The 25223-nt window shown below is 64.7% G+C and carries 18 protein-coding genes; 7 read left to right on the forward strand and 11 right to left on the reverse strand.

Translation table 11 applies throughout. The features are described from left to right. Positions 1-35 precede the first annotated feature (35 nt). Positions 36-560, forward strand: a complete 525-nt coding sequence (locus ACVZTU_RS13905; RefSeq protein ID WP_482400615.1) for a Dps family protein — start codon at positions 36-38, stop codon at positions 558-560. 93 nt (positions 561-653) lie between these two features. Here ACVZTU_RS13905 and lhgO read toward each other — a convergent pair whose 3' ends face one another. After that, positions 654-1871, reverse strand: coding sequence for an L-2-hydroxyglutarate oxidase (gene lhgO / locus ACVZTU_RS13910; RefSeq protein ID WP_482400616.1), 1218 nt, complete (start codon positions 1869-1871; stop codon positions 654-656). Between the two features lie 467 nt (positions 1872-2338). On the opposite strand from lhgO, the gene ACVZTU_RS13915 reads away from it, so the two are divergent. Both ACVZTU_RS13915 and ACVZTU_RS13920 read left to right on the forward strand, forming a co-directional pair. Continuing rightward, positions 2339-5551, forward strand: coding sequence for a choice-of-anchor G family protein (locus ACVZTU_RS13915; protein ID WP_482400617.1), 3213 nt, complete (start codon positions 2339-2341; stop codon positions 5549-5551). Positions 5552-6117: 566 nt separating this feature from the next. Beyond that, positions 6118-8328 carry a choice-of-anchor G family protein gene (locus ACVZTU_RS13920; RefSeq protein ID WP_482400618.1) on the forward strand — a complete coding sequence of 737 codons (2211 nt, stop codon included), beginning with the start codon at positions 6118-6120 and terminating at the stop codon, positions 8326-8328. Between the two features lie 148 nt (positions 8329-8476). On the opposite strand, the gene ACVZTU_RS13925 is transcribed toward ACVZTU_RS13920, so the two are convergent. Further along, positions 8477-10006: a deoxyguanosinetriphosphate triphosphohydrolase family protein gene (locus ACVZTU_RS13925; protein WP_482400619.1), complete on the reverse strand. Its 1530-nt coding sequence runs from the start codon at positions 10004-10006 to the stop codon at positions 8477-8479. A 165-nt stretch (positions 10007-10171) separates the two neighbouring features. Here ACVZTU_RS13925 and ACVZTU_RS13930 point away from each other — a divergent pair, with 165 nt between their 5' ends. Then, the gene (locus ACVZTU_RS13930; protein WP_139468354.1) at positions 10172-10360 is read left to right on the forward strand and encodes a hypothetical protein; all 189 of its coding nucleotides are present in this window, start codon (positions 10172-10174) and stop codon (positions 10358-10360) included. A 17-nt stretch (positions 10361-10377) separates the two neighbouring features. Here the strand turns inward: ACVZTU_RS13930 and ACVZTU_RS13935 are convergent, their stop codons facing one another. Both ACVZTU_RS13935 and ACVZTU_RS13940 read right to left on the reverse strand, forming a co-directional pair. Then, entirely contained in the window at positions 10378-12180 is a 1803-nt protein-coding gene (locus ACVZTU_RS13935; protein WP_482400620.1) for a thiamine pyrophosphate-requiring protein, read from the reverse strand. 213 nt (positions 12181-12393) lie between these two features. Further along, positions 12394-13083, reverse strand: coding sequence for a peptidyl-tRNA hydrolase (locus tag ACVZTU_RS13940; RefSeq protein ID WP_376905713.1), 690 nt, complete (start codon positions 13081-13083; stop codon positions 12394-12396). A gap of 179 nt (positions 13084-13262) precedes the next feature. Here ACVZTU_RS13940 and ACVZTU_RS13945 point away from each other — a divergent pair, with 179 nt between their 5' ends. Beyond that, a complete protein-coding gene (locus ACVZTU_RS13945) occupies positions 13263-14324 on the forward strand; it encodes an alpha/beta hydrolase fold domain-containing protein (protein ID WP_482400621.1) in 1062 nt (353 codons plus the stop codon). 46 nt (positions 14325-14370) lie between these two features. On the opposite strand, the gene ACVZTU_RS13950 is transcribed toward ACVZTU_RS13945, so the two are convergent. Together ACVZTU_RS13950 and ACVZTU_RS13955 are read right to left on the reverse strand one after the other, a co-directional pair. Beyond that, positions 14371-15384, reverse strand: coding sequence for a YihY/virulence factor BrkB family protein (locus ACVZTU_RS13950; protein ID WP_376905715.1), 1014 nt, complete (start codon positions 15382-15384; stop codon positions 14371-14373). Further along, positions 15381-16466, reverse strand: a complete 1086-nt coding sequence (locus tag ACVZTU_RS13955) for an AI-2E family transporter (protein WP_376905716.1) — start codon at positions 16464-16466, stop codon at positions 15381-15383. The genes ACVZTU_RS13950 and ACVZTU_RS13955 overlap by 4 nt, the downstream gene beginning before the upstream one ends. A 121-nt stretch (positions 16467-16587) precedes the next feature. Between ACVZTU_RS13955 and ACVZTU_RS13960 the strand changes: the two genes are divergently transcribed. Further along, positions 16588-17727 carry a phosphatase PAP2 family protein gene (locus ACVZTU_RS13960; protein ID WP_482400622.1) on the forward strand — a complete coding sequence of 380 codons (1140 nt, stop codon included), beginning with the start codon at positions 16588-16590 and terminating at the stop codon, positions 17725-17727. Here ACVZTU_RS13960 and ACVZTU_RS13965 read toward each other — a convergent pair. The 5 genes from ACVZTU_RS13965 to ACVZTU_RS13985 form a co-directional block, all read right to left on the reverse strand. Then, positions 17609-18724: an LLM class flavin-dependent oxidoreductase gene (locus tag ACVZTU_RS13965; protein ID WP_482400623.1), complete on the reverse strand. Its 1116-nt coding sequence runs from the start codon at positions 18722-18724 to the stop codon at positions 17609-17611. The two genes, ACVZTU_RS13960 and ACVZTU_RS13965, sit on opposite strands and share 119 nt — an antisense overlap. Then, entirely contained in the window at positions 18721-20091 is a 1371-nt protein-coding gene (locus tag ACVZTU_RS13970) for an LLM class flavin-dependent oxidoreductase (protein ID WP_482400624.1), read from the reverse strand. The genes ACVZTU_RS13965 and ACVZTU_RS13970 overlap by 4 nt, the downstream gene beginning before the upstream one ends. Positions 20092-20181: 90 nt before the next feature. Next, positions 20182-20955 carry an ABC transporter ATP-binding protein gene (locus ACVZTU_RS13975; protein ID WP_482400625.1) on the reverse strand — a complete coding sequence of 258 codons (774 nt, stop codon included), beginning with the start codon at positions 20953-20955 and terminating at the stop codon, positions 20182-20184. Continuing rightward, positions 20931-21794 carry an ABC transporter permease gene (locus tag ACVZTU_RS13980; protein ID WP_482400626.1) on the reverse strand — a complete coding sequence of 288 codons (864 nt, stop codon included), beginning with the start codon at positions 21792-21794 and terminating at the stop codon, positions 20931-20933. The genes ACVZTU_RS13975 and ACVZTU_RS13980 overlap by 25 nt, the downstream gene beginning before the upstream one ends. Continuing rightward, positions 21791-22918, reverse strand: a complete 1128-nt coding sequence (locus tag ACVZTU_RS13985) for an ABC transporter substrate-binding protein (RefSeq protein WP_376905724.1) — start codon at positions 22916-22918, stop codon at positions 21791-21793. The genes ACVZTU_RS13980 and ACVZTU_RS13985 overlap by 4 nt, the downstream gene beginning before the upstream one ends. Positions 22919-23334: 416 nt before the next feature. Between ACVZTU_RS13985 and ACVZTU_RS13990 the strand changes: the two genes are divergently transcribed. Continuing rightward, the gene (locus ACVZTU_RS13990; protein ID WP_482400627.1) at positions 23335-25188 is read left to right on the forward strand and encodes a DEAD/DEAH box helicase; all 1854 of its coding nucleotides are present in this window, start codon (positions 23335-23337) and stop codon (positions 25186-25188) included. The last annotated feature ends 35 nt before the right edge of the window (positions 25189-25223 follow it).

Below are 25223 nucleotides of genomic sequence, written 5' to 3' on the forward strand. Positions count from 1 at the left end.
ATTCACGTGTAACCGGAGAGATTGGAGCAAGAATCATGACACAGTCAGTGACAGTTCCCGATCCTCATGGCTCAGAGAAGACCGCTCGCGAGAACGCCGAACGCGGCTTCATCGCCTCCGACGCCCTGACCAAGAACCTCCAAACGGTCCTGGTCGACTTCATCGCTTTGAGCCTGACTGCCAAGCAGGCGCATTGGAATATCGTGGGCACGAACTTCCGCGACCTCCACCTCAACCTCGACGAGGTCACGGACATCGCCCGCGCAGGCAGCGATGAGATCGCCGAGCGCATGCGTGCCCTCCACGCCTCTCCGGACGGTCGCCCTGCGGTGATCGCCGAACAGACAGGGCTGCCGGAGTTCCCGAACGGTGAGATCAGCACACACGACGCCATCGACCACATGGTCACGTCGATCGAGGCAACCGTGGCATCGATGCGTGACTGCCATGACGAGGTCGATTCGGCGGACCCGACGACCGCCGACATCTTCCACAGCTACATCGCTCAGCTCGAGCAGCAGGCCTGGTTCATCAGCGCCGAGACCCGCACCCCCAAGTGAGTCGCTGCGACTGAGCAGCCACTGTGGTCTTCGGGCCGCCTCCTCGTCCTCACGGTCGGGCAGGCGGCCCTTCGTCGTCGACGCCCGGAACCGTCATCGTCGGCCGTCGATGACGCCGACGAGGTGTTCGGCAATGGCCAGCGCCGAGGTGGCTCCCGGGGAAGGCGCATTCCTGACGAACATCGTCGCTCCCGCCCGATCGATGACGAAATCATCGACGAGTGTTCCGTCCCGGTTCATCGCCTGGGCGCGGATTCCGCGGGTGGCTCGGTAGCCACCGGCTCCAGCGAGGGAGGGGACGTAGCGAGCCGCCTCGGCGACGAATCTCTCAATGGAGAGCACGCCTGGAAGCTCACGGGCAGCGGTGGCCATGTTGCCTGCGGCGAAGCGCCAGAATCCGGGGTCGGCGGCCACGGCCAGGGAATCGGGGATGTTGAGGCCGAGCCCTCGGTAGCCTTCGCGGGAGAAGGAGAGGAAGGCGTTGGGCCCGATCATCAGTCCGCCGTCGATGCGGCGGGTGAAGTGGACACCGAGGAAGGGATACTTCGGGTCGGGTACGGGGTAGATGAGTCCGTTGACGGCATCGCTGTGTGCGGCATCGATGATGAAGTATTGGCCGAAGAAGGGCACCACGGTCGGTGTGCGGGCCTGTCCGGAGCGGGCGGCGAGGCGGTCGGATTGGAGTCCGGCACAGACGATGACGTGGTCGAATTCCTGGGCATCGGCCGGGGTGCGGACGATGGCAGTGTCACGGGCGGTGGGGCCACCTCGGTGATCGACGGTCTTCACCGGGGTGGAGAAGCGCACGCGGCCGCCGTGGGCGCGGAAGTCGGCGACGAGGGCCTCGGTGAGTCCGGAGTAGTCGATGATCGCGGTGTGGGGTGAGTGGAGGGCGGCAAGCCCCTCTGCGTTCGGTTCGATGTCACGCAGGCCGTCGCGGTCGAGCAGGGCGATGTCGGGGACGCCGTTGGCCAGGGCACGGTCGTGGATGGCGTGAAGGCGTTCGACTTCTGTGTCGTCGGTGGCGACGACGACTTTGCCGCATTCGTCGAAGGCGACGTCATGTTTGGCAGCGAAGTCGGTCAGGAGGGAGACGCCTCGGCGGCAGAGGGTGGCCTTGAGGCTGCCGGGTTCGTAGTAGAGGCCGGCGTGGACGACTCCGGAGTTATGACCGGTCTGGTGGGCGGCAGGGTGGTCTTCCTTTTCGAAGAGGGTGACGTCGGCGGAGTCGTGACGGTTGAGGATTTCGCGGGCGACGGCGGCTCCGATGATTCCCGCGCCGATGACTGCCCATCGTGTCTTCTCTGCCATGTCTCAACTCCTTCGTCGGTCTCGGTTGAGTCGACTTTAGGCGACTGCGAGGTGTCTTGTGCCTCCCGTCCACACCACGGAAGTCGTGACCTTGCGGGTCACCGATTGGTCACAAGTCAACCTCGAGCGCGGACTTCTGTACCCCGATCTGTGACAATAGAGTGCAGTCTCAGTGACTCGACTACGACCGTGACACTTTTTCTGAACCACAGAATTCGCCTGGAGTCCATAAGCCTGCCGCCTGGTCGTTTATTGATTCAGGCAGGCACAATGCCGATCACGACGTATAGCCGCAACGCCCACACAAATCTACCTGACCGTAACTATAACGACGAGGTAACTTTTCTTGTGATTCGCTGATTACTTTTTCATTACTCCGTAATGTTGTGAGGGATCTGCCAGGAAACTGCCCGTTTCCGTCCAGGCCATGCTTGGAAATGATCAGGATCCGAACGATGTGGAGAACCATGAAAAAATTGAGAGGCCGGCCCGGAACCGGTCGGAAGATCGCGGTGGGGTCTGTCGCCGCGGCGACGGCAGTGGGACTGACGCTGCTGACGACCTCACCCGGTGCCGCTGATGAACAGAATCCGAACGAAGACTCAGAAGCCTATGGTCAGCTGATCAATGCCGACATCCTGACCGCTGATGCGGTTGATGCTCTCTCGGCGTACAGCAGCTCCCCGTCCAGCACGGACGCGGACAGCACTCCGATCAATGCCGAGGTGCTCCAAGCCATCGGAGTCGAGCTCCCCGGAATCGGCATCCCGCTGATCAGCAACGAGGGCGGCGACGGCCTGCTCGAACTCGGCGAAGCAGGAGCGCTCAATGCCTATGGGCACGCTCCTGCCTACAACGATGCCACGGCCAGCGCCGGCGCAGTCGGGGCAGACGGCGGACTCAATCTCGATGACATCAACAACGGCGAGTACGGCAACGCGAAGGTCGACCTGACCTCGGTGCTCGGCCAGCTCAACCTCGACGGCGTCACCGATCAGGTCGTCGATGAGCTCAGCCTCGAGCTCGGCGCGATCGCGTCGACCGCCAACAGCAACGGCGAAGCCGATGACTCCGAGTACGCCGTCGCCGATGGCATCCTCACGGTCTCGAGCCCCGCAGTGGGCGACCTCTCTGACGCTCTCAATGAGGTCGTCGACGGTGCAGGTGGCACTCTCCAAGAAGTCATCGGCGAAGAGGGCCTGGTCAATGAACTTGCCGGTATCGGGCTGAATCTGGACGTCGGGCTCGCCTCGGTCAATATCGGTGGAGACGACACCCAGGTGTCAGTCGAAGTCCGCGACGCGCTCAACAGCGTCGTCGAGAACGTCGTCAACGAGGCACTTGAAGACGAGGCTGGGATCGTCTCGATCGACCTCGCGAACGGCGACATCAAAATCGACCTCGCGAAGATCGTCAAGGGCGGAGACGCCTCTGACCTCAACGGTCTCGACCCGAACACCCAGGTGCTCACCTCGGACACGATTTCGAAGATCACCGACGCGGTGGCCGATGCCCTCGGTGCACTCTCCGGCAAGGTCAACGAGACCCTGACCGACGCACTCAATGACGTGCATCTCGTCATCGAGCTCCCTGCGAACATCTCCGCACTCGGAATTCCCGCCGTCAACGGCAAGGTCACGGTGGATGCCACACTCGGGCAGCTCGCAGGCACTGATGATTCCGATCCGACTGTCGACACCGATCTGTCAATTGCGGGCGTTCCGGTCGGCAATGTGCTCAATGCCATCACTCAGCCGGTGATCAACGCAGTTCTCGGCATCACCGAACCGCTCATCGGGGGAATCCTCGATTCCACAGCTGATGAAGTCGCTGGTGCTGTGACCGGTATCGTCGATCCGGTTCTCGATACTCTCGACCCGGTCTTCGAGGCACTCAATCAGGTCGTCGATCTGACGATCAACGAGCAGCCGACGGCGAAGGATCCGGCAGAGGAGAGCCAGGTCAAGGGCAACAACGGACCCGGCTTCACCGTCAGTGCGGTGAGCCTGGAGCTGCTCCCAGCCGCCGATGCCATCGACATCAACCTGGCCTCGTCTTCGGTCCGTGCGACCGCGGACGCTCCGGACCCGGGCGATGACGACGCGAACACCAACGCAGCGGCCTCGGCATCGGCTTCGGCCGACGCCGATGGAGACAACAACCCGGCCGCCCAGGCTGCCTCCGAGGCAGCTGCTGACAACAACGCCGACAACACGGCGTCGGCAGCAGCTGACGAGAACGCCGAAGCAGCCGCCGAGTCGGCAGCGACCGAGGACGCATCCTCCGAGGCCTCCGCCGATTCGACAACGGATGAGAATGCTTCGTCGACGGCTGCTTCACAGGCCGCCGCACAGGCTGATAACACCGATGACACGAACGCAGAGGCATCGACGGCCTCGGACGCCAACTCCGCAGCCGCTTCTGAGGCCGCTTCCACCGCTGATTCCTCGAACGAGGCATCCGCAGAGGCAGCAGCCGAGTCTGACGCCAGCGCAGCAGCAGATCCTGATGCTGCCAATGAGGCAGACGCGAATGCCAACGTGAACGCTGCCGCATCGGCCTCGGCTTCGGCCAACGCCGATGACAACAGCAATGCTGTCGCAGAGGCAGCCGCCCAGGCAGCAGCCGACAACGATGCCAACAACACGGCATCGGCAGCAGCTGACGAGAACGCCGAAGCAGCTGCAGAATCGGCCGCCAACGAAGAGGCCTCCTCGGAGACCTCGGCGGACGCCACATCGGATCCGAACGCTTCGGCTCAGCAGGCAGCCAACGCCGCCGCAAATGCCGACAACGAGGATTCGACGAACGCCGATGCTTCGGCCGCCGCTGATGCCAATCCGGCAGCTGCTGCGTCCGCAGCCTCGACCGCGGATTCTTCCTCGGAAGCTTCTGCCAACGCAGCTGCTGACGCCGACGGTGCTGATGACGGAGCCGCGGCAACCGCTTCGGACGATTCTGATGCGAATGCCAATGTGAACGCTGCTGCATCGGCCTCGGCTTCGGCCAACGCCGATGACAACAGCAACGCAGTCGCCGAGGCCGCTGCTCAGGCAGCAGCCAACCCCGACGCTGACTCAGCAGCATCGGCAGCAGCTGACGAGAACGCCGAAGCAGCCGCTCAGGCAGCAGCCAACGAAGAGGCTTCTACGGACACGACTGCTGATGTCTCGTCGGATCCGAACGCCTCGGCACAGCAGGCAGCCAACGCCGCCGCAAACGCCGACAACTCGGATGACAGCAATGCGAAGGCATCTGCCGCAGCCAACGACAACGCCGGGGCTGCCGCTTCGGCAGCGTCGACGGCTGATTCCTCCTCGGAGGCGTCCGCGTCCGCAGCAGCCGACGGCGACGAGGCTGGTGCAGCAGCTGAAGGCGCAGAGGCGAACGCCTCGGCCAACGGCGACGAAGCCAACGCTTCGTCGGCAGACGACGCGAACGAGGCTTCGGCCGATTCGGATCAGGCCGCATCGGCCAACGCCGGATCGTCGGCCAACGCCGGAACCGGAGCAGACGCCTCGGCCGGTTCGAGCACGAATGCCTCGGGCAATGCCGGTGGAGACCTGCCGCGGACGGGTGCCGATGGCCTCCCGGCCATGGTCGGATTCGCCGCGCTGCTCCTCGCCGGTGGTGCCGCAGCGGTGTGGGCAACCCGCCGCTACCGCGCCGGAAAGCACTGAGGGTGACCCAGCTCAGTCAGTGAGCTGAAACCGCGAATGGCGGGGTCGGAGTGAGAACTCCGGTCCCGCCATTCGTCATTCACTCAGCCGACGACCGCGCACTGAAGGCCATCGGACGCTTTCGCTACCGACAGCACTGCCCGCTATCGAATGTGCTCCTCAGACATTCGTTACCTATCGGTAATGAGTCAAAGCTGCCTTGTCACATTTCTGTCATATTTCTCGATGTGACGAACCTCACATTTCGCTGAAGCCTCCGGAGTGGCCACGCACAGTCTTCCGCATGCTGAGACCACGGCCGTTCGACACGAACTCCCAGATCACAGAACTTCCGCTACAGCAAGCGGAAACAAGCGATCCGCTTCCCGTCGTTCGCATGAACCGCAGTTCACTCACAGTTCACCCTCCACCAGCAAAAGAGTCGTCGTTACCTTTCCGTTATCTTTCTGATTACTCTCGCATTATTCGTTCATGACTTTGTAGGGTGTGTGACGTTCGACCAAAACAGCATGGGTACTTGCTGTACGAATCGAACAGTCGACCGTCACGAACGAAAGTTGAGAAGTATGAATAAGCTCCGCAAAGGGCACGTTCCCGTGCGCAGAGCCGCTGCCGGCACCGCCGCAGCAGTAACCGCGCTGGGACTGACCGTCATGGCAACAGCGCCCGGTGCCGCAGCAGTCAACCCCGACCCGAATGAAGATGCCGAGGCATTGGGCCAGCTCGTCCAGTCTGACCTCCTCGACGAACAGCTGGTCGATGCAGCGGGAGCGTACAGCAGCTTCCCCAGTAATCCTGAAGAGGCGAAGACTCCGCTCAACGCCGAGGCCCTCAACGCCATCGACCTCGACCTCGGCAATGGCGTATCGCTGCCTGTCGTCAGCCAGCCAGGCGGCGAAGGTCTCTTGGAGCTCGGCGAAGCAGGCGCTCTCAACTCGTACGGCTATGCCCCCTCCGCGGACAACGCAAAGGCCAGCGCGGGTGCCGTCGGAGAGGACGGCGCTCTCAACCTCGATGACATCAACAACGGTGCTTACGGCAATGCCAACGTCGACCTCACTCAGGTCCTGTCCCAGGCGGGCCTCGACGGCGTCACCGACCAGATTGTCGACGAGCTTTCGCTTGAGCTCGGCGCGGTCGCATCGACAGCAGAAGCCAAAGGCTCCGACGAGGCGACCTCCGAGTACGCCGTCGCCGATGGCGTCCTCACCGTCTCCAGTCCGGCAGTCGGCGACCTGTCCGACTCCCTGAACGAGGTCGTCGACGGCGCGGGCGGCAAGCTCGAAGACGTCATTGCCAAAGAAGGTTTGGCCGACACAATCGGAAACGCCGGCATCGACGTCAAGACCGGCCTTGCCGACATCGAACTCGGCGGCGAGAACACCACCGTCAATGTCGAAGGTCAGGACGCTCTCAACAGCGTTGTCGAGAACATCGTCAATGAGAAGCTCGAAGACAAGTCGGGTCTCGTCTCGATCGACCTCAAGAACGGCGAGATCAAGATTGATCTCGCCAAGGTCGTCAAGGGCGAGAACGGCGAAGACCTCAACAGCCTCGATCCCAACACCCAGGTGCTGACCTCCGAGACCATCGGAAAGATCACCGACGCAGTTGCCGACGCTCTCGGCAGCCTCTCCGGCAAGCTCAACGAGACGCTCAAAGATGCGCTGAACGATGTCCGCGTCGAGGTCTCGCTGCCGGCCAAGGCCACCGCGGTCGGAGTTCCCGCAGCTGACGGCAAGGTCAACATCGACGCCACCCTGGGTCAGCTCGCCGGCACCGGCGAGGGCGACCCGAAGGTCAGCACCGACCTCAAGCTCGCTGGAATCGACGTCGGAGACCTCCTGAACTCCATCACCGGACCCCTGCTCGACCAGCTCACAAGTGTGACCAAGCCCCTGATCGGCCCGATCCTCGACGCTACGGCCGACGAGGTCTCCGGCAGCGTCACCGAGCTCGTCGATCCGCTGCTGTCCGACCTTGACCCGGTCTTCGCCGGACTCAACCAGGTTGTCGATCTGACAATCAATGAGCAGCCGACGAAGAGGGACCCTGCTGAGGACAGCAACGTCAAGGGCACCGACGCAGACGGCTTCACCGTCAACGCGGTCAGCCTCGAGCTGCTCCCGAACGCCGGTGGAGCGCAGGCACAGGCTTCGAATGCCGTTGCCGATATCAACCTGGCCTCTTCCTCGGTCCGGGCGACTGCCGCGGACGATGCTCCGGGCGATGACTCCGCATCCGCTGATGCCGATGACTCCGCATCCGCCGATGCTGATGACTCCGCTTCCGCAACGGCCGACGCTGACGACTCGGCCTCGGCTACCGCAGACGCGAACGATTCCGCCTCGACAACGGCTGACGCCAACGACGCGGCGTCCGCAACTGCCGATGCCGATGATGCCGCTTCCACTACCGCAGACGCGAACGACTCGGCTTCGGCGAACGACGCGGCCAACGTGACCGCCGACGCCGACGATTCCGCTTCGGCGACCGCCGATGCCGACGACTCGGCGTCTGCGACGAACGACGCTGACTCCTCCGCTGCCAGCAACGACGAGGCCTCCGCCTCGGCGAATGCCAGCACGAACGCCAACGCCAGCAACAATGCACAGGCTGACAGCACTGCTGATGCCGGAGCTGCAGCTGACGCGGGCGGCGATCTGCCTCGCACCGGTGCCAACGGCACCATGGCTATCGGAGGGCTTGCCGCGATCCTCGTCGCCGGTGGTGCAGTTGCCATCTACCTGACGCGACGTCACCGCGCGGGTCTCTGAGACCTGACCGTGTGAACGCCGAAACGGCGGGGTCGGAGTGAGAACTCCGGCCCTGCCGTCTGCGTACCCGTCGACTTCGCATCGAAGCCGTTCGTCATTCCCGCGAGTTCGTCTGTCACTCGAACGACGCGGCCAACAAACTCAACGACTACAACCCGCGCCCGGCCTCCCACGGCTCTTCCGAGGCACCGGTGATCAGGGCATTGACCGACATGGCCTGCGCATCCGTGAACGAGGCGATGTAGTCCACGACCGCCCGTGCCCTGCCGCGCCGCACTATCCCGGCCGCGCCTTCCTCCCCCAAAGCCGCAGGGTTGCGCGCATACAGGTCCGAATACTCCTGCGTGGCCGCCTCGACGGAATCGACCAGCCGCCGGGGAATCCGCGTCGCCTCATCCGGGTCGAGCAGCCACTCATGGAATCCCTCGACCAGAGACGCAATGATCCGCGTCTGCCCACGCTGATACACGGCCAGGTCAGACCGCTCGAGCACGAACCGCGCATGCACGAACTTGAGCACCACGACATCGTGCCAAGCCTCTTGGCTCAGTCGCACATGACCGCTGCGGATATGCGGCTCCGGGTCGACGACGATGGAAGCCTGCAACCGGTCGATCCACCGCCGGGTGAACCCGGTGACCGCCCGGTCAGCTTCCAGTCCCCCGTCATAGGGAACCCCGAGCAGTCCTTCGACCAGGTCCCGATTGACCCGCTCCACCGACTCTCGGAACGCCTCCTCCGAGGCGATCCACGGATCCTTCTCCCCGATGTGCCGCCGGATCGCCTCGAGCGCATGCCCGGGCCGCCGCCGATCCAGCTCGGAAGAATCGAGCGCCGCCAACTCGCGATGATCGCGCAGCCACCGCCCGAGCTCGGCCGACACAGCCGTGTACTGCAGCACGTTCGACCGGTAGAAATCGTCCAGGTCGTGCACCGCATACGCAATATCGTCGGCAACGTCCATAACCGCGCACTCGAGCGTCTGCTGATACTTCCCGATCGCAGGGAACGCCGAGAGCACGTCAGCCATCTCCTCGACCTCGGTGGCGTAGGCGGAGAACTTCATCGCTCCCTCGCTGACATCGTCACCGACCCCACGCGGCATCCGCGCCGCCGAGTCCACTCGATTCCCGCTCCACTCCCCGCGTTCCCACGGATACTTGAGCACCGCGGCCCGAATCGCACGCGTGAGGTTGAGACCGCGCGCCGTGGCCTCGCAACTGTCGAGGGCGGTGAGAATTCGAAACGTCTGCGCATTCCCCTCGAACCCGTCCTCGAGGCGCAGCACCTGCCGCGACACCCGATCGAGTTCCTTCTCGCCGAGGTGGCCGAACGGTGGGTGCCCCAGATCGTGGGCGGCCGCGGCCGCCTGCACGACAACAGGATCACATCCGCCGAGGCGGCTGACCGTTTGCCGTGTCGCCTCGTCAGCGTTGATCAACGTGATCGCGATCGACCGGGCCACCGCGGAGACCTTGAGCGAATGCGTCAGCCGGTTGTGGATAACGGTGCCGGACCCGGCCTGCGGGATGACCTGGGTGACCGAAGCCAGGCGGGAGAAGAACGGGGAGAACCGGATCCGTTCGATATCGACGCGGAACTCGTCCTCTCCGGGGCGGGCTTCCTCGGCGACATTGCGATCGCGACCTCCGGTGGTGTGAAATCTCTGTCGTTCCATGAACTCAGACTACCGATACCAGCCCCCACAGATCCTCTATTGCTACCTGACGGGGGCCCAGCAACCTTGCGCGAGGTTGCTGGGCCCCCGTCAGGTAGCAAGGGGAGTCATTGAGACTCTTGTCACACTGACGTATGGTCAGAAGACCTATAGGAGGTGGTCACGATGACCGGAGTCAATGAGGATTTCTACCAGCCAGCGACCCAACCTGGTGACATCATCGAAGTCGAGGACGAAGAGACCGGCGAGATGGTCAAACACGTCATCTACCTCGACGAATTCGGCAACGGCACGAAGACGCGGCCGCTGTCCGAAGAAGAACTCGAAGACCTCGACGAGGCGCCCGAGACCTGATCGCGAACCAGCCGCCATCAGTCATCCGAGGTCAGGCCCATGCGTGCGAACAGCCGTGCGGCGGTGGCCCGTGAACTCTGCTTGACCACCTGCCCGAGCTCGGGGTCTCCGGCCAGCAGCGATTCCGCGAGTCCTTTGGCCTGCGCGAAAGCGATGTGGGCCGGCAGCGGCGGCGTGTTGCGGTCGCAGCGGACGTCGAGGACGACCGGCCGGTCGGCGGCGAATGCCTGGTCGAGGGCCGCGTCGATCTTCTCCGGATCGTCGACGCGGATGCCTTTGAGCCCGAGCAGCTCCGCATATCCGGCGTAGTCCATCGATTCGACCAGCTGGGCCGTGTCCCACCTCGGGTCTCCGGCCTCCCGCATCTCCCAGGACACCTGGTTGAGGTCGCCGTTGTCGATGACGAGGACGACGAAGGTGAAGTTCGACCATTCCCGCCAGTGGCGTTTGACGGTGAGCAGACCGTTCATTCCCATCATCTGGAAGGCTCCGTCGCCGATGGTGCACACTACCGGGCGATCGGGATGCGCGAACTTGCCGGCCAGCGCATAGGGCATTGCGGCGAGCATTGACGCCATCCGACCCGAGAGGTTGCCCATCTGTTTCGGTCCCAGTTCGATGTGGAAGCCGTACCAGTCGGCTGTGCTCCCGGCGTCGCAGGTGATGATCGCGTTCTCGGGCAGATGTTCGTTGAGGGAGACGAATACACGGCGGGGGTTGATTGGGTCGGCTTCGGTCATGGCGACCCGAGTGTTCTCCTTCTTCCACGCCCGGTTCTCATCGGCGATCTTCTCCTGCCACCCGGTCTCGTGCTGGCTCAGATGCGACTGCAGGGCAGCCAGCGTGGTCTTCGCGTCGCCCCACAGGTTGACCTCGGTGGGATAGCGGATCCCCAGGTGACGCGGCGACAGGTCGATCTGCACGGCACGTGCCTGCCCGGTCGGCGGCATGAACTCGCCATAGGGGTAGTTCGTGCCGATCATGAGCAGGGTGTCGCATTTCTGCATCATGTCGTAGCTCGGCCGCGATCCCAGCAATCCCAGCTGCTGGGTGTGGAAGTCGACATCACCGGGCACCACCTGTTTGCCCAACAGGGTGGTGATGACACCAGCACCGAGGCGCTTCGCCACGGCGATGACCTCATCGGTCGCTCCGATCGCGCCCTGTCCGACGAGCATGGCGACCTTCTCACCGCTGTTGAGGACTTCGGCCGCGCGGGCGAGCGCGTCGTCGTCGGGTCGCAGGCGGTCCTCGGCGTAGCCGATGCCGGTACGGGAGACGAAATGCTCGACCGCCGGCTCTTCCATGTCCATCGTCTGTACGTCGGCGGGCAGGACGACGACGGCCGGACCGCGGTAGGCCTTGGCCATGCGGACGGCTTTGTCGACGACGAGCTGCGCGTGCATCGGCGCGGCCACTGTCTGCACGAACACCGCGGCGTCGGCGAAGAGTCGTTCGAGGTTGATCTCCTGTTGGAATTCGGAACCCAACGACACTCGCGCCTGCTGCCCGACGATGGCCACGACTGGGGCGTTGTCACCCTTGGCGTCGTAGAGGCCGTTCATGAGGTGGATGGCGCCGGGGCCCGAGGTCGAGACGCACACGCCCACCTCACCGGTGAATTTCGCGTGGGCGGTGGCCATGAACGCCGCCTCCTCCTCGTGGGTGGGGCGCACATAGGTGAAGTCCTTGCCCTCGTCCTGCGCTCGGCCCATAGCCCCGTCGAAGCCGCCGATGCCGTCGCCGGGGTATCCGTACCAGTGGTGCAGATCCCAGGCGATGAGCCGATCGATGATGAAGTCGCTGACGGAGGTCGCCATGTGCCTTCTCCTCACGAATACTCGCGTGTCGAATGTGCCAAGCCGACGTGCTGCGACGCGGCCCAGCCTGGCCCTCCAGGCTTGTCCTGGCACCGTCAGCTGTCAAGACTCCGAAGCCCCGTCGCCCGGGCCTCACCGACCATCGCCGCGGCATGTCGCCCGGCGGATGGGATCAGCACAGAAGGGGGTGTCTTGTCCTCGCGAACAGCGGCCTCACCACGAGGCCCGCACCGTTTCCGTCGGCCCATCGACTTCCGTGAAGCCCGCGTCGACGACGCTGACCTGCTGCTCGTTCGCCGCCCACGCGTCCTTCGTCGCAGTCTGCACGCGCAGACTGAACCCCGACTCACGCCAGCGGTCGCGCACCTCGTCGGGCATCTGCTCGAACGCCAGCTGCGCGGCATGACCGCATTGCGCGGCGGCCTTCCCGGTCGTGAGCGTCAGGTCGGGAGAGAGTTCGATCGTCACAACCGCCTCGGCGGCGGGGATCGAGGATTCGCCCTCATCCGGGAACTCGGTGCCGCCGACCTGCAGCTTCTTCAGCTCCGGTGGCAGGGGTTCAACAGGGCCGGGTGCGAAGACGAACGCCTCGGCGGGAGCGAAATCGTCGGTGCCGCCGAAGGTCACGCTCACGCACCCGAGTGCCCGTGCGTCCTCGAGCTTCTTCCCGTCACCGCGGCGCACGACCTTGCGGATCGCTCCGTCACGCCAGTATTCGACGGCCTCGTTCCAGCCCTCGCCCGACTGTGAGCGCGGATCGTCGAGGAAGGTCACGACAGCACGAGAGGTGGCCTCGAGGACATCGATGTGGCGAGCGATGGCGGTCTTGGACCGGCGCACGACGATCGGCAGTGACCATGGGATTTCGTGATCGGTCTCGTGCCTGCGCATGTGTTCGGTCAAGGGTTCGCTCCTGCAGTGTCTTCGGCGGTGAAGGACTGGTGTTACAGTCCCCTTGTCATAACAGCGACGATCGGCGAATATTCCGGATCTTCGCAGGTGAGTCCTACCGTGGCCGCCGCTGGCCTCGCTAAGCTGGGAATCATTGCCGCCGACCAAGAATGAGGCTGATGATTCCCGGCGTGACCGTCGACCCCGCGCTCACCGAAGCGCTGCTGGCCACCATTCCTGCCGACATCGTGGCCTCGATGTCGCCACAGATGCGCGAGGTCATGGCCGTCCAGGCCACTCGGGCCGACGCGTGCCGCCGAGCCGGCGAGGACTTCGCCGCTGCCGCCGGTGACCTCTCCCCTGCCGCTCGATCCTTGGCCGCCAAACGCGCCGAATACCGGATCGAACGCACGCTGTGGAATGAAGGTGGCCCGAACATGGCCCGCACCGATGATCACCACATCCGCGCCGCCTGGGTCGACGTTCCGATCCGCATCCATCGCCCCACCACCGAGGCGGTCCTGCCCGGTCTCCTGTTCCTCCACGGCGGTGGGTTCAGCCTCGGCGACCTCGATACACATGACCGGATCATGCGCGTGCTCGCCGCTGCCGGCGGCTTAGCCGTGATCGGAGTCGACTATTCGCTGTCGCCGGAGGTGAAGTTCCCGCAGGCGCTGCACGAGTGCGCCGGGGTCGTCGACCACCTCGCCGGCCACGGTGAGGATTTCGGCATCGACGGCACACGTCTGGCCGTCTCCGGGGATTCGGCTGGGGCGGTTCTCACCCTCGGCGCAGGTCTGCTGCTGCGCGATGAACCGGAGACCATCGGGGCGAGTCCTGCGAGCTTCTCGGCTCTGCGCGCCCTCCTGCCCATCTACGGCAGCCACGGTCTCATCGACTCGGCCAGTCGCAGGCTCTACGGCGGCGACTGGGACGGCATGGGCATCCACGACCTCAGCAACCTCCTCGACGACTACCTGCCGACCCCGGAGGACGAACATTCACCGTTCGTCGCGCACCTCACCGCCGATCTGTCCGGTCTGCCGCCGGTGTTCGTCGCGGCCGCCGGGCTCGATCCGCTGCGCGACGACAGCCGGGCATTGGCCAGGACCCTGCAGCGGGCAGGCAACGACGTCCGCTTCGAGGAGTATCCGCATGTGCTCCATTCGTTCCTCCACTTCGGTCGGATCCTCGAGGACACAACCACAGTGCTCCACAACGCTGCGGCTTTCGCTGCACACCATCTGAACTGATTCGTGCGGTCGGCGCCCAGCGGGCGCGGACGAGACTGGTTTCCGGTCAGCGACCCGTGACCTGGTTCATCGGCCCAGGGCTGCCGTGAGTGCCGTCAGCAGGACGCCCCTGGCTGCTGTGACTGCTGTCAGCAGGACGCCCCTGGCTGCCGCGATCCGAATGACCGCCTCGCGTCGGCCGCCGGAACAGCACGTCTGCGGCACCGTCGGACTGCCGCTGCCGCTCACGTTCGATCTCAGCGTCGAACTCGGCGCCGAGGAGCAGTGAGAGGTTGACCATCCACACCCAGGCGAGCCCGACGATCACTCCCCCGATCGAACCATACGTGACGTTGTAGCTGCTGAAATTGTTGATATAGAGCACGAAGCAGGCCGACACGGCAAGCAGCACGAGCAGAGCGAGGAGGGCACCGAGGCTGACCCACCGAAATTTCGGCTGCCTCACGTTCGGGGTCACGTAGTACAGCAGGGCGATGAGGAGCATGACGAAGAAGACGAAGACCGGCCATCTGACCACATTCCAGATCAGCAGGGCAGTGTCGCCCATGCCGATGAGCTCGCCGAGCGTTTCGGCGATGGGCCCGGACAGCACGAGCAGCAGCCCCAGAGTGGCCAAGACGATGAGCGTGACCACGGTCATCAGCAGCATGAGCGGCTTGAACTTCCAATAGGGCCGGGTCTCCTCGACCCGGTAGACAGCATTCAAGGCACGACCGAATGCGCCGATGTATTTCGACGACGACCAGATCGCCAGGACCAGACTGCCGATGAGGGTGGCACCGGCCGAAGGGGACTCGGTAAGTTCGACGATGATCGGACGGATCGCCGAGGCGGCCTCAGCAGAAATATCATGAGCCAGGGACAGCACCGCCTCCGTGGTCGACTCGGCTTCCCCGACCACGCCGAGCAGCGACACCATGGCGAGGATCGCCGGTGCAGCGGAGAGCAGAGCGTAGAAGCTCAGCCCGGCTGCTTTGTCGAGACACTCATCCTCGAGCAGACGTCGCAGAGCGCCCTTGATGATCCGCCACCGATCCGGACCCATCGAGGACCGTTTCATTTGTTACCGACTCTGTAGTCTCTGGCCGCATGGACCATCGAGTTGAGAGTCGCGATGACCGGCACGGAGAAGAAGGCTCCGGCGATGCCCGCAACCGCCGCTCCTGCTGTCACGCCGAGGATCACCGCCAAGGGGTGGATCTTGACTGTGGGTCCTGTCATCCAGGGCTGCAGGACGTGGCTCTCGAGCTGCTGTACGACGATGACGATGCCGAGCATGAGCAGGCCGTGGACCCAGCCGTTGAAGAGCAGCGCCAGGCCCACCGCGACTGCGCCGCCGACGATGGCGCCGACGAATGGGATAAAAGCGCCGAGGAAGACCACCGTCGCGATAGGAATTGCCAAGGGGACGCCGAGGATCAGTGCCCCCACACCGATTCCGATTGCATCAGTGGCCGCGACGACGAGCTGAATCCGAATGAAGTTCGACAGGGTCTTCCAACCGGCCTCGCCGGCGGCGGAGATCCGCGCATGCGCCTTCTTCGGCCAGATGTGGACGGCCCAGGCCCAGATGCCGCGACCGTCGATGAGTGCGAAGAGGGTGACGAATAGGATGATGAAGACACCCTCGACGACATGAGCCGCAGTCGTGCCCACCTCGGCGGCACCGGAACCGAGACCGGCCGCGTTGTCCTGAAGCCACTTCCCCGAGGAGTCGACGAGGTCGTTGAGCTTGGCTTCGGTGAGCCCGAACGGCTGCGTGGCCAAGTACTGCTGTGCCGCGCTCAGTGACGTCGCCACCTGCTTCTGAATCTCCGGGATCTCGCTTCTGACCTGGAAGGTGATGATGAGGGTGAGTCCGGCTAGCAGGCCGAGGACTGCGATCCAGACGGTCACCACTGCCAACCATTTCGGCCACCGGTGCCGCTGCAGGAACGACGACAGGGGCACTAGGAGAGCCGAGAGGACGAGTCCGGCGAGAAACGGGACGACTATCTGAGCGATCTGCAGAGCGAGGAAAACAGCGACGGCGATCCCCGCGATGATCACGAGCAGGTATCCGGTGAAGCGGGCACCGAGTTTGAGCCCCTCGGGGATCGGGTCATCGCGATGGGGAGATGCGTGCGGCGAACCTTCTGTCATGCACCAACACTAATGCCGCGAGGCGCTCCGTGGGGGACCGTTCTGTTCTGCGCCGATTGCGGTCAGCCGGCTCCGAGGGAAATCCGAAGAAGCACTAAAGCTGGATCAGTACGGTGTCCCGATGACCAGATTGCGACGTTGGCCCTACACCTTTGCCATGGCGCTGTCTCTCCTCGTCGGAGCGGCCGCCGTGTTCTCCTCCCTCTTCCTCGATCTCCCATTGCGGGACCCCGACGGATTCCTCGGCCCCTCATATATCCGGCTGCCACTGCTGGTTCTCGGATTCATCGGCGGCGGGCTGATCGTGGAAACGGTGAGGCGAAGCGGGTGGCGAAATCTGCCGACGTCTGTCGTAGACGTCGCGAAGAAGGAGTGGAACACACACCGTCTGCTGTGCATCGGTGCCGGGCTGCTGAGTTTCTACGTCTGCTACGTCGCCTACCGCAATCTCAAGAGCGTGTTGCCGGTGTTCCGCGAGGGCACCCTCTTCGATCAGCAGCTGTTCCGCCTCGACCATTGGCTCATGGGCGGAAACACTCCCGCCGTGCTCCTGCACGAACTCCTCGGCACCGACATCGCGGCGAACCTGCTGTCGATCGCCTACCTCGCTTACCTGCCGCTCATTCCGATCAGCCTCGGCGCGGTCCTCGTGCTCAATCGCAGACTCGCCGTCGGCGCTTGGTATACAACGATGTTGAGTCTCAATTGGGTGCTCGGCACCGTCAGCTACTATCTCCTGCCATCGGTCGGCCCGGTATTCAGCCACCCAGAGGTCTTCCGGGCGCTGCCCGACACCGGAGTCAGTGAGCTCCAGCAATCCCTCATCGACACTCGCCTCGACTACCTCAGCAACCCGATCGGCAGTGACTCCATCCAGGGTGTCGCCGCGTTCGCATCGCTGCACGTCTCCGTCACCTTCGCCGCCGCTCTATTCATGACGCTGACGAAACAGCATCGCGCCGTCCAGGTGTTCACCTGGATCTTCTTCGGGGTGACGGTCGTGGCCACGCTCTACTTCGGATGGCATTACATCCTCGACGACATCGCGGGCATCGGCATCGGCTGGGCTTCGGTGATGCTCGCCGCTCGGGTGACCGGACATCGCCGAGTTCGAACCTCTTCCCGAACAGCACTGAGAGACACTATCCGAGTACCGCCCCAGCAGGCTCGACAGCAGCCGAATCCTCCCGCTGAAGCAGCGGGAGGAGATTCTGCCCGACCCGTTCAACCTCTGCCAGATACGGTGCGTCCGACAGGATGAAGTGGCTGACCCCGAGTGACCGGTAGCGGTTCAGCGCATCCGCGACTTCCTGGAACGAACCCACCAACCAGGTGGTGCCGGCACCCTGCCCACCGAGGCGGCCGGGAGCGGTGTAGAGGACATCGTCGAGGACGTCGCCCTCATCGGCAAGAGCGACGAGGCGGTCCTGTCCCACCGACTGCCGGTGGTTCTCCCGCCAGACCTTCGCCTGGCTCTCATGATGCATACCGGCCACACGGTTCCTGGCCACGCTCCACGCCTCTTCGCTCGTCTCCCGGACGACGACGGTCACCCGCAACCCGAATTCCAACGGCGCATGCACTCGCCCGACTTCCTCGGACAGCGCCTGGAGTCGCGCGATCCGCTCGGCCACGGCAGCATAAGTCTCGCCCCAGAACAGCTGCACGTCCGCCTCGGCGGCAGCGACCTTCTCCGCTTCGACCGAGGCCCCGCCGAAGTAGAGCGTCGGCCGCGACCGCTCACCCACAGTGAACGGTCGTGCACCGAGAGCGGCGTCGTTGAGGGTGTAGAACCGCCCGTCATAGGTCACCGATTCCTCCGACCACAGTCGCCTGACCAGGTGGATGAACTCCAGAGTGCGCGCATACCGGTCGCCCCGATCGGTCACAGTGTCCCCATAGGCCGACGCCGAATCGGCGCCCGAGACGATGTTGATCAGTACACGTCCCCGACTGAGGTGATCGAGGGTGGCTGCGGCGGCCGCGAAGTTCGCCGGGTGCCAATACCCGGGCCTGGCCGCGATGAGCGGTTGGAAGGAATCGGTGCGTGCGGCCAACGCGGTGCCGACGGTGAAGGTGTCCGGCCGCGTCCATCCGGTGCCCAACAGCGCCCCTTCCCATCCATTGGCCTCGACCGCCCGGGCATGCTCGGTCAGTGTGTCCAACGAGTTGTGATCGGCTCGCACTTCGTCGCCGCGGTGTCCGGGTTCAGTTTGGTTGGGAATGTACCAGAGGTACTTCGGCTCAATCATGGTCATGCCACCTCGCTGCTCGTCGTATCAGTGAGTTCATCGCCGCGGTCCCGTTGACCGGGGGTCGGCAGGCCGTAGTGCCCGCGCAGGGTCGTCGTCTCGTAGTCGTGCCTGAACAGGCCTCGTCGCGTAAGGATCGGCACCACGGTGTCGACGAAATCGTCAAGGCCGCCGGGCAGCGACGGGGGCATGATGTTGAACCCGTCGGCGGCTCCTGCACGGAACCATTCTTCGATCGCGTCGGCGATCTGTTCGGGTGTGCCGGCAACGGTCCGATGACCGCGACCCCCGCCGAGGCGGCCGATGAGTTCTCGTGCCGTGAGACCTTCCCGTCGGGCGAGGTCGACGATGAGCGTGTACCGTGACTTCGCTCCCTCGATCTCGTCCTCGGCGGGAAGATCGGCAGGCAGCTGCCGGTCGAGGGCGAGTTCGTCCGGGGACACCCGCAGTGTCTGGGCGAGTTGGGCGAGTGCGAACTCGGGCCGGATGAGGCGATCGAGTTCCTCGTCCTTCGCTTGAGCCTCGGCCTCGGTGGCTCCGATCACCGGGACGATGCCGGGCAGGATCTTCACATGCTCCGGGTTGCGGCCGTGCCTGAGCGCACGGTTCTTGACGTCGGCGGCGAAGACGATCGCATCGTCGAGCCACTGGTGGGCGGTGAACACCGCCTCGGCGAACTTGGCAGCGAGCTCCTTGCCGGATTCCGAGGATCCGGCCTGCACGATCAGCGGGTAGACCTGCGGTGAGCGGGGGATGTTGAGCGGTCCGGCGACCTTGAAGAAGCGGCCCTCGTGGTTGATGGCGCTGACCTTCTCCGCATCACCCCAGATCCCGGATTCCTTGTCTCCGAGGACGGCGCCATCGTCCCAGCTCTGCCACAGTCCTTGGACGACCTCGAGGAATTCCTCGGCGCGTTCGTACCTCGTCCGGTGGGCGGGAAGCTCATCGAGGCCGAAGTTCCTCGCCGCATCCGCGCCGGCGGTGGTCACGACGTTCCAGCCGACCCTCCCCCGGCTGATGTGGTCGATCGAGGAGAACCGGCGGGCAAGATTGTAGGGAGAGTTATAGCTCGTCGAGGCGGTGGCGATGAGCCCGATGCGCTGTGTCGCCACTGCCAATGCGCTGAGCAGGGTGAGCGGTTCGAGGTTGCCGGCAGGTCGCCTGCCCACCTCGGCGCGGAGGCTCGGTCCGTCGGCGAAGAAGATCGAATCGAAGCCTCCCCGCTCGGCAGTCTGTGCCAGCCGGATGTAGTGGTTGATGTCCGTGCCGGCCTCGGGATCGCTTTCGGGCAGCCGCCACGAAGCTTCGTGATGGCCGGTGGTCATGAGGAATCCGTTGAGGTGAAGAGTCTTCTCCAGTGGTGTTGTCGTCATAGCGGTGCCTTCCGAGTCATGGAATGAGTGTCGCGGGATGGGCGGGTGGGGGCCGTCGGGTGGGCGGGGCGTCCTCGGCTGGGTGGGAGCTCAGACCGCGACGTCGACTCCGAGAGCCTCGAGCAGCGAGGTTCGCAACTCGGAGAGCTCTGCGGAGGTGACGGTGCGCGGGTGCGCTGCGTCGATGCGGATGTCCGTGGAGATCCGGCCGTCGTCGAGGACGATGATCCGATCGGCGAGAAGCAGCGCCTCGTCGATGTCGTGGGTGACGAGGAGGACGGCTGGCTGATGTTTCGTCAGCAGGGTGTGGAGCAGTCCGTGCATCTTCGACTTCGTCAGCGCGTCGAGGGCGCCGAAGGGTTCGTCGGCGAGCAGAAGTGCCGGTTCGCGGACCAGGGCTCGGGCCAGGGAGACCCGCTGCTGTTCGCCTCCGGAGAGTTCCTTGGGCCAGGACTTCTCACGTCCGGCCAGCCCCACCTCGGCGAGTGCCTCTCGGGCCCGTTGCGCAGGATCCTCCCCGCGCAGTCCGAGGGTGACGTTGTCGAGCACCTTCTGCCACGGCAGCAGCCGGGAGTCCTGAAAGGCGACCGATCGTTCGGCGGGCACGTCGATCTGCCCCTCGATGTCGGGGTCGAGCCCGGCGAGTGCCCGCAGCAGGGTGGACTTCCCGGAGCCGCTGCGGCCCAGCAGTGCCACGAACTCACCTGCGGCGATGTCGATGTCGACGGAGTCGAGCACGGTGCGGGAAGCGAACCGGCGGGTGAGTCCGCGCACGTGCACAAGGGGCGGAGCCGCCTCGGCGGGGGTGGTGGAGTTCCGGGTCGTGGTGTCCGAGTCGGTCACCGTGAGAGTGTCTGGCGCCATGTCAGCGCCCTCCTTTCTGCGATGCGGACGAGCAGGTCGCTGCCCACGCCGAGGATGGCGTAGACGACGAGGCCGACCACGATGATGTCGATCTGTCCATAGAGGCGGGCCTGGTTCATGAGGAACCCGATGCCCGAGGTCGCGTTGATCTGCTCGACGACGACCAATGACGTCCAGGCGCTGGTCACTGCCAGCCGGAGTCCGGTGAAGAACCCGGGAAGCGCTCCGGGCAGTGCGACCTTCGTGACGAATTCGCGTCTGCTCAGCCGCAGCGTGGCAGCGAGTTCCTGGTACCGGCCGTCGAGTCCGCGCAGGGCGGCGTGGGTGTTGATGTAGATGGGCACCATGACCGAGAAGACGATGAGGGTGACCTTCATGCCTTCGCCGATGCCCAGCCACACGATCGCCAGTGGGATGAAGGCCAGGGTGGGCACAGCGCGTTTGATATTCATCGGACCGTCGATGAGGCTCTCGCCGAGGCGGGTCAGTCCCGCTGCGAGGGCGAGCAGGATCGCGGCGATCACGCCGATGCCCAGGCCGAGTGCCGCTCGCTGGAGGGAGGTGAGGAGGTTCTCGGGCAGGCGACCGTTCTCCGTCAGGGAGATTCCCGTCGAGACCGCCGTCCACGGTGCGGGCAGGACGCGCGGGTCGATGAGACCGGTGGCCGAACCGCTCACCCAGATGGCCAGAAGGATGACGATGCCGAGAGAGATGCGTGTCGGTGAGAAGCGCTGCCACCATGGGGCGCGCGGCTCCGGTGCCGGTGAGATGTCGGAGCTGACGCTGTGTTGACCGGGTTCGAGTCGCGTGGTCTTCGGAGGCTGGACTGTCACACTCATTCGTCGAGTTCCTTTCGGTCCTGGTGGGCGCCGACCTCGTCGACGGTGTCCTCGATGACGTCGTTGAAGCGCCGATCGAACATGTCGTTTGCGTCTACGTCGACCGGCAGTTCTCCGGAGTCGTAGCTGAGGTCGATGGTGGACTGTTCGGTGGCGATGACGTCGTCGAGCTTCGGGAAGACCGTTGTGCCCTCCTGCTCGCGGATGAAGCGGCCCTCCTCTTCGGTCAGCCCTTGGTTCTTCACGAAGTAGTCCTCGACCCAGTCGTCGGTGTTCTCATTGATCCACTGATTGGCCCGGATCGAATGGGCGACGAATTCTCTCAGCGCGGCCGACTTCGCGGGATCTTCGAGCACTTCCTTGCGGGCATAGATGAAGTTCAGCCCGGTGCCCAGCCCTGCGGTCTCCTTGTCGGGCAGGTAACCGGCTCCTTCCTTCTCATATCCCTGGAGATAGCGGGCCAGCCTGGCTCCGGTGAGCGGGGCGATGTCGATCTCGTCGGATTGCAGGGCTTCGCTGAATTCGCCGAGTTCCAGGCGGACGAGTTCGACGTCGTCGGTCGACAGTCCCGCTTTGTCGAGCAGTCGCAGCACCAGAGATCCCTGGGCGGTGCCCTCTGCATAGCCGATCTTCGCGCCCTTGATCTTGCTGATCGAGTCGACGTCCGTGCTCGGCGAGGTGGCGAGACGGATGACGTCGGGTGAGGATTGGAGGGCGAGGATGATCGGAACGACTTCCCCGGAGGCGAAGGCCTGGATGGGCGGGGTATCGCCGACGCGGGCGACGTCGACGGCACCGGCCCGGAAGGCTTCGAGGATCTCCGGTCCGCCGACGAAGTTCGAGAATTCGTATTCGAAACTGAAGTCGTCGAGCTCACCGGAGGACTTCAACGCCACCTGCTGCTGTTCCTGCTGGTCGGCGATATTGAGCACGGTTCCTGCGGGGACATCGTCTGCTAGAGCCTGATCCTTGAGGTCGTCGACCGTTCCCTGCCCCGAGGCTGCTCCCCCGCAGGCGGACAATGTCAGGGCGGCTGCTGCGAGGAATCCGATGAATCCGAGAGTTCGGCGTCCGTGGCGCGGCGGAGATGTCCGCCGGTCGGTGGAGGGACGAGAGAGTGCCATGGGTCTGGTGTCCTATCGTTCGATGACTGGCCCTCGAATCCCAGCTGAGTGGATCCGAGATGACCTCACGCTATGGTCAGCGCCCGAATCCGAATTGTGATCGCGCCATGTCGAGTCCGCTGAGTTCACGGGCCGACGAGTGACGTCCGGCGACTTCATACACCGAACGACGGCGTCCGCCGGCGTCACAGTCCGACAGAAGGCGTCTGCTGACGTCACAGACCGATGAAGTCAGGCCGGCAGCGGGGTCAATGTGATTCGTGAGCCGACGCCCTGTAGACTGGTGCTACTTGCGAACCCGTTTTCGGGTTCCCTGCGTCGTCAGGACGCCTCGCCTCTGCAGCTGGGTGAAAGAACCCGCGCATTTCCGAAGCCGTTTTCTCTCGGCGATCGAGAGCGCCGACAGCGCTCATTCCATGACCGGAAGCGGCTGCCTGCCACCTATTCACGGCACCGGCACGCCCTCCGGCACGTCGAAGGGCCACCCCATCACTACGTCACAGACTCGCACCAATCCCCGCAGCACCCGCACCCGCGGAGGCAGCAACAGCAACACCACCACAACCGCCGCCAACGCCTCGGTCAATCGCACGAAGAAGGCCTCCCCAGCCCCCACCTCGTTCGCCGAGCTCGGTGTTCCCCAGAAGCTGGTCGACACGCTGAGCAAGGAAGGCAAGACTCAGGCCTTCCCGATCCAGCAGGACACTCTGCCCGACACGCTGACCGGCCGCGATGTGCTCGGCCGCGGAAAGACCGGGTCAGGCAAGACCCTGGCGTTCTCCATTCCGCTCGTCGCCCGACTGGTCGAATCCGGCAAGGGTTCGCAGAAGTTCCGCCATCCGCGCGGACTCGTACTCGCTCCCACCCGTGAGCTCGCCACGCAGATCACCGAGGTCATCGACCCGTTGGCCAAAGCCGTGGGCTTGCGGACGACGACGATCTTCGGCGGGGTCAAGCAGCGGCGACAGGAAATCGCACTCAAGGCCGGAGTCGACATCGTCGTGGCCTGCCCCGGCCGCCTCGAGGACCTGCTCCAGCAGGACATCCTCACGCTCGAGAACATCGAGGTCACCATCCTCGACGAGGCCGACCACATGGCTGACCTCGGGTTCCTGCCCGGAGTCACCCGAATCCTCAACCAGACCCCGGCTGAGGGGCAGCGGATGTTCTTCTCCGCCACCTTGGACAACGACGTCAACAAGCTCGTCCGTCGTTTCCTCCACAACGAGGTCCTCCACTCCGTCGACGAGGCGACCTCCCACGTATCGGCCATGACCCACCACGTGTTCGAGGTGTCGGTCGACGACAAGAACAAACTCGTGCACAAGCTCGCCTCCGGCACGGGCCGCCGCATCCTCTTCACTCGCACGAAGCACCGGGCCAAACGCTTCGCCCGCCAGCTCACGGCAGCGGGCATTCCCGCCGTCGATCTGCACGGCAACCTGTCGCAGGGCGCTCGCGATCGCAACCTCGCCGCGTTCACCGATGGTGAGGCGAAGGTGCTCGTGGCCACAGACATCGCTGCCCGCGGCGTCCACGTCGATTCCGTCGAGCTCGTCGTCCACGTCGATCCCCCGACCGAACACAAGGCGTACCTGCACCGTTCCGGTCGCACCGCACGTGCCGGCAGCGCCGGTGACGTCGTCACGGTGATGACCGCCGAAGAGCGCAAGGACACCCAGATGCTCCTGCGCAAGGCCGCCATCAAGGCGACCCCGCAGAAGGTCACCGCAGAGTCCCCCGAGGTGACCGAGCTCGTCGGTGAGATCGCCGAATACGTCGCCCCGCAGCCGAAGGAACCCGTCCAGCCGCGCAAGAAGACCGAACCGGCGAAGTCCGGTGGTCGCTCGCCCCGTCGCCGAGGCGGCCGTGGCGGACGCGGTGGAAGTGCGGGCCGCGGTGGCGCCACCAACGAGTCGGGTCGCAGCCGCGAGAACTCCCGTGGCAACGGCGGAGAGCGCAATGGCAACGCCTCCCGACAGAACAACCGCGGCACCGGTTCCGGCCAGGGCGGTCGTGGCAATGGTTCCGGTCGCAGCGGCGGATCCGGCCATGGCGGCGGATCCGGCCATGGCGGTCGCAGCGCCGAGGGCAGCCGCCGTCGCGAGTCGGTTCGCGGCAGCCGTTCCGGTGGTCAGGGTTCGGCTTCGCGTTCCGGTCAGCCGGCCAACCGCCGTTCATCCGATTCGCGCGGCACCAGCCCGGAGACCCGCCGCCGCAATCGGGTGCGCACCGGAGGCTCCGAGCAGGTCTACTCGACCAGCAGCTGAGTCCAGCAGACGATCCCAGCGGAGCACCGGCGCAC

The sequence above is a fragment of the Brevibacterium sp. OS20 genome (genome assembly GCF_056837565.1).

What these genes read in the sequence shown, in the direction of transcription:
- ACVZTU_RS13905 (WP_482400615.1), top strand. Translation starts at nt 36, where the DNA reads ATGACACAGTCAGTGACAGTTCCCGATCCTCATGGCTCAGAGAAGACC.
- lhgO (WP_482400616.1), bottom strand. Translation starts at nt 1,871, where the DNA reads ATGGCAGAGAAGACACGATGGGCAGTCATCGGCGCGGGAATCATCGGA.
- ACVZTU_RS13915 (WP_482400617.1), top strand. Translation starts at nt 2,339, where the DNA reads ATGAAAAAATTGAGAGGCCGGCCCGGAACCGGTCGGAAGATCGCGGTG.
- ACVZTU_RS13920 (WP_482400618.1), top strand. Translation starts at nt 6,118, where the DNA reads ATGAATAAGCTCCGCAAAGGGCACGTTCCCGTGCGCAGAGCCGCTGCC.
- ACVZTU_RS13925 (WP_482400619.1), bottom strand. Translation starts at nt 10,006, where the DNA reads ATGGAACGACAGAGATTTCACACCACCGGAGGTCGCGATCGCAATGTC.
- ACVZTU_RS13930 (WP_139468354.1), top strand. Translation starts at nt 10,172, where the DNA reads ATGACCGGAGTCAATGAGGATTTCTACCAGCCAGCGACCCAACCTGGT.
- ACVZTU_RS13935 (WP_482400620.1), bottom strand. Translation starts at nt 12,180, where the DNA reads ATGGCGACCTCCGTCAGCGACTTCATCATCGATCGGCTCATCGCCTGG.
- ACVZTU_RS13950 (WP_376905715.1), bottom strand. Translation starts at nt 15,384, where the DNA reads ATGAAACGGTCCTCGATGGGTCCGGATCGGTGGCGGATCATCAAGGGC.
- ACVZTU_RS13955 (WP_376905716.1), bottom strand. Translation starts at nt 16,466, where the DNA reads ATGACAGAAGGTTCGCCGCACGCATCTCCCCATCGCGATGACCCGATC.
- ACVZTU_RS13960 (WP_482400622.1), top strand. Translation starts at nt 16,588, where the DNA reads ATGACCAGATTGCGACGTTGGCCCTACACCTTTGCCATGGCGCTGTCT.
- ACVZTU_RS13965 (WP_482400623.1), bottom strand. Translation starts at nt 18,724, where the DNA reads ATGACCATGATTGAGCCGAAGTACCTCTGGTACATTCCCAACCAAACT.
- ACVZTU_RS13970 (WP_482400624.1), bottom strand. Translation starts at nt 20,091, where the DNA reads ATGACGACAACACCACTGGAGAAGACTCTTCACCTCAACGGATTCCTC.
- ACVZTU_RS13975 (WP_482400625.1), bottom strand. Translation starts at nt 20,955, where the DNA reads ATGGCGCCAGACACTCTCACGGTGACCGACTCGGACACCACGACCCGG.
- ACVZTU_RS13980 (WP_482400626.1), bottom strand. Translation starts at nt 21,794, where the DNA reads ATGAGTGTGACAGTCCAGCCTCCGAAGACCACGCGACTCGAACCCGGT.
- ACVZTU_RS13985 (WP_376905724.1), bottom strand. Translation starts at nt 22,918, where the DNA reads ATGGCACTCTCTCGTCCCTCCACCGACCGGCGGACATCTCCGCCGCGC.
- ACVZTU_RS13990 (WP_482400627.1), top strand. Translation starts at nt 23,335, where the DNA reads ATGACCGGAAGCGGCTGCCTGCCACCTATTCACGGCACCGGCACGCCC.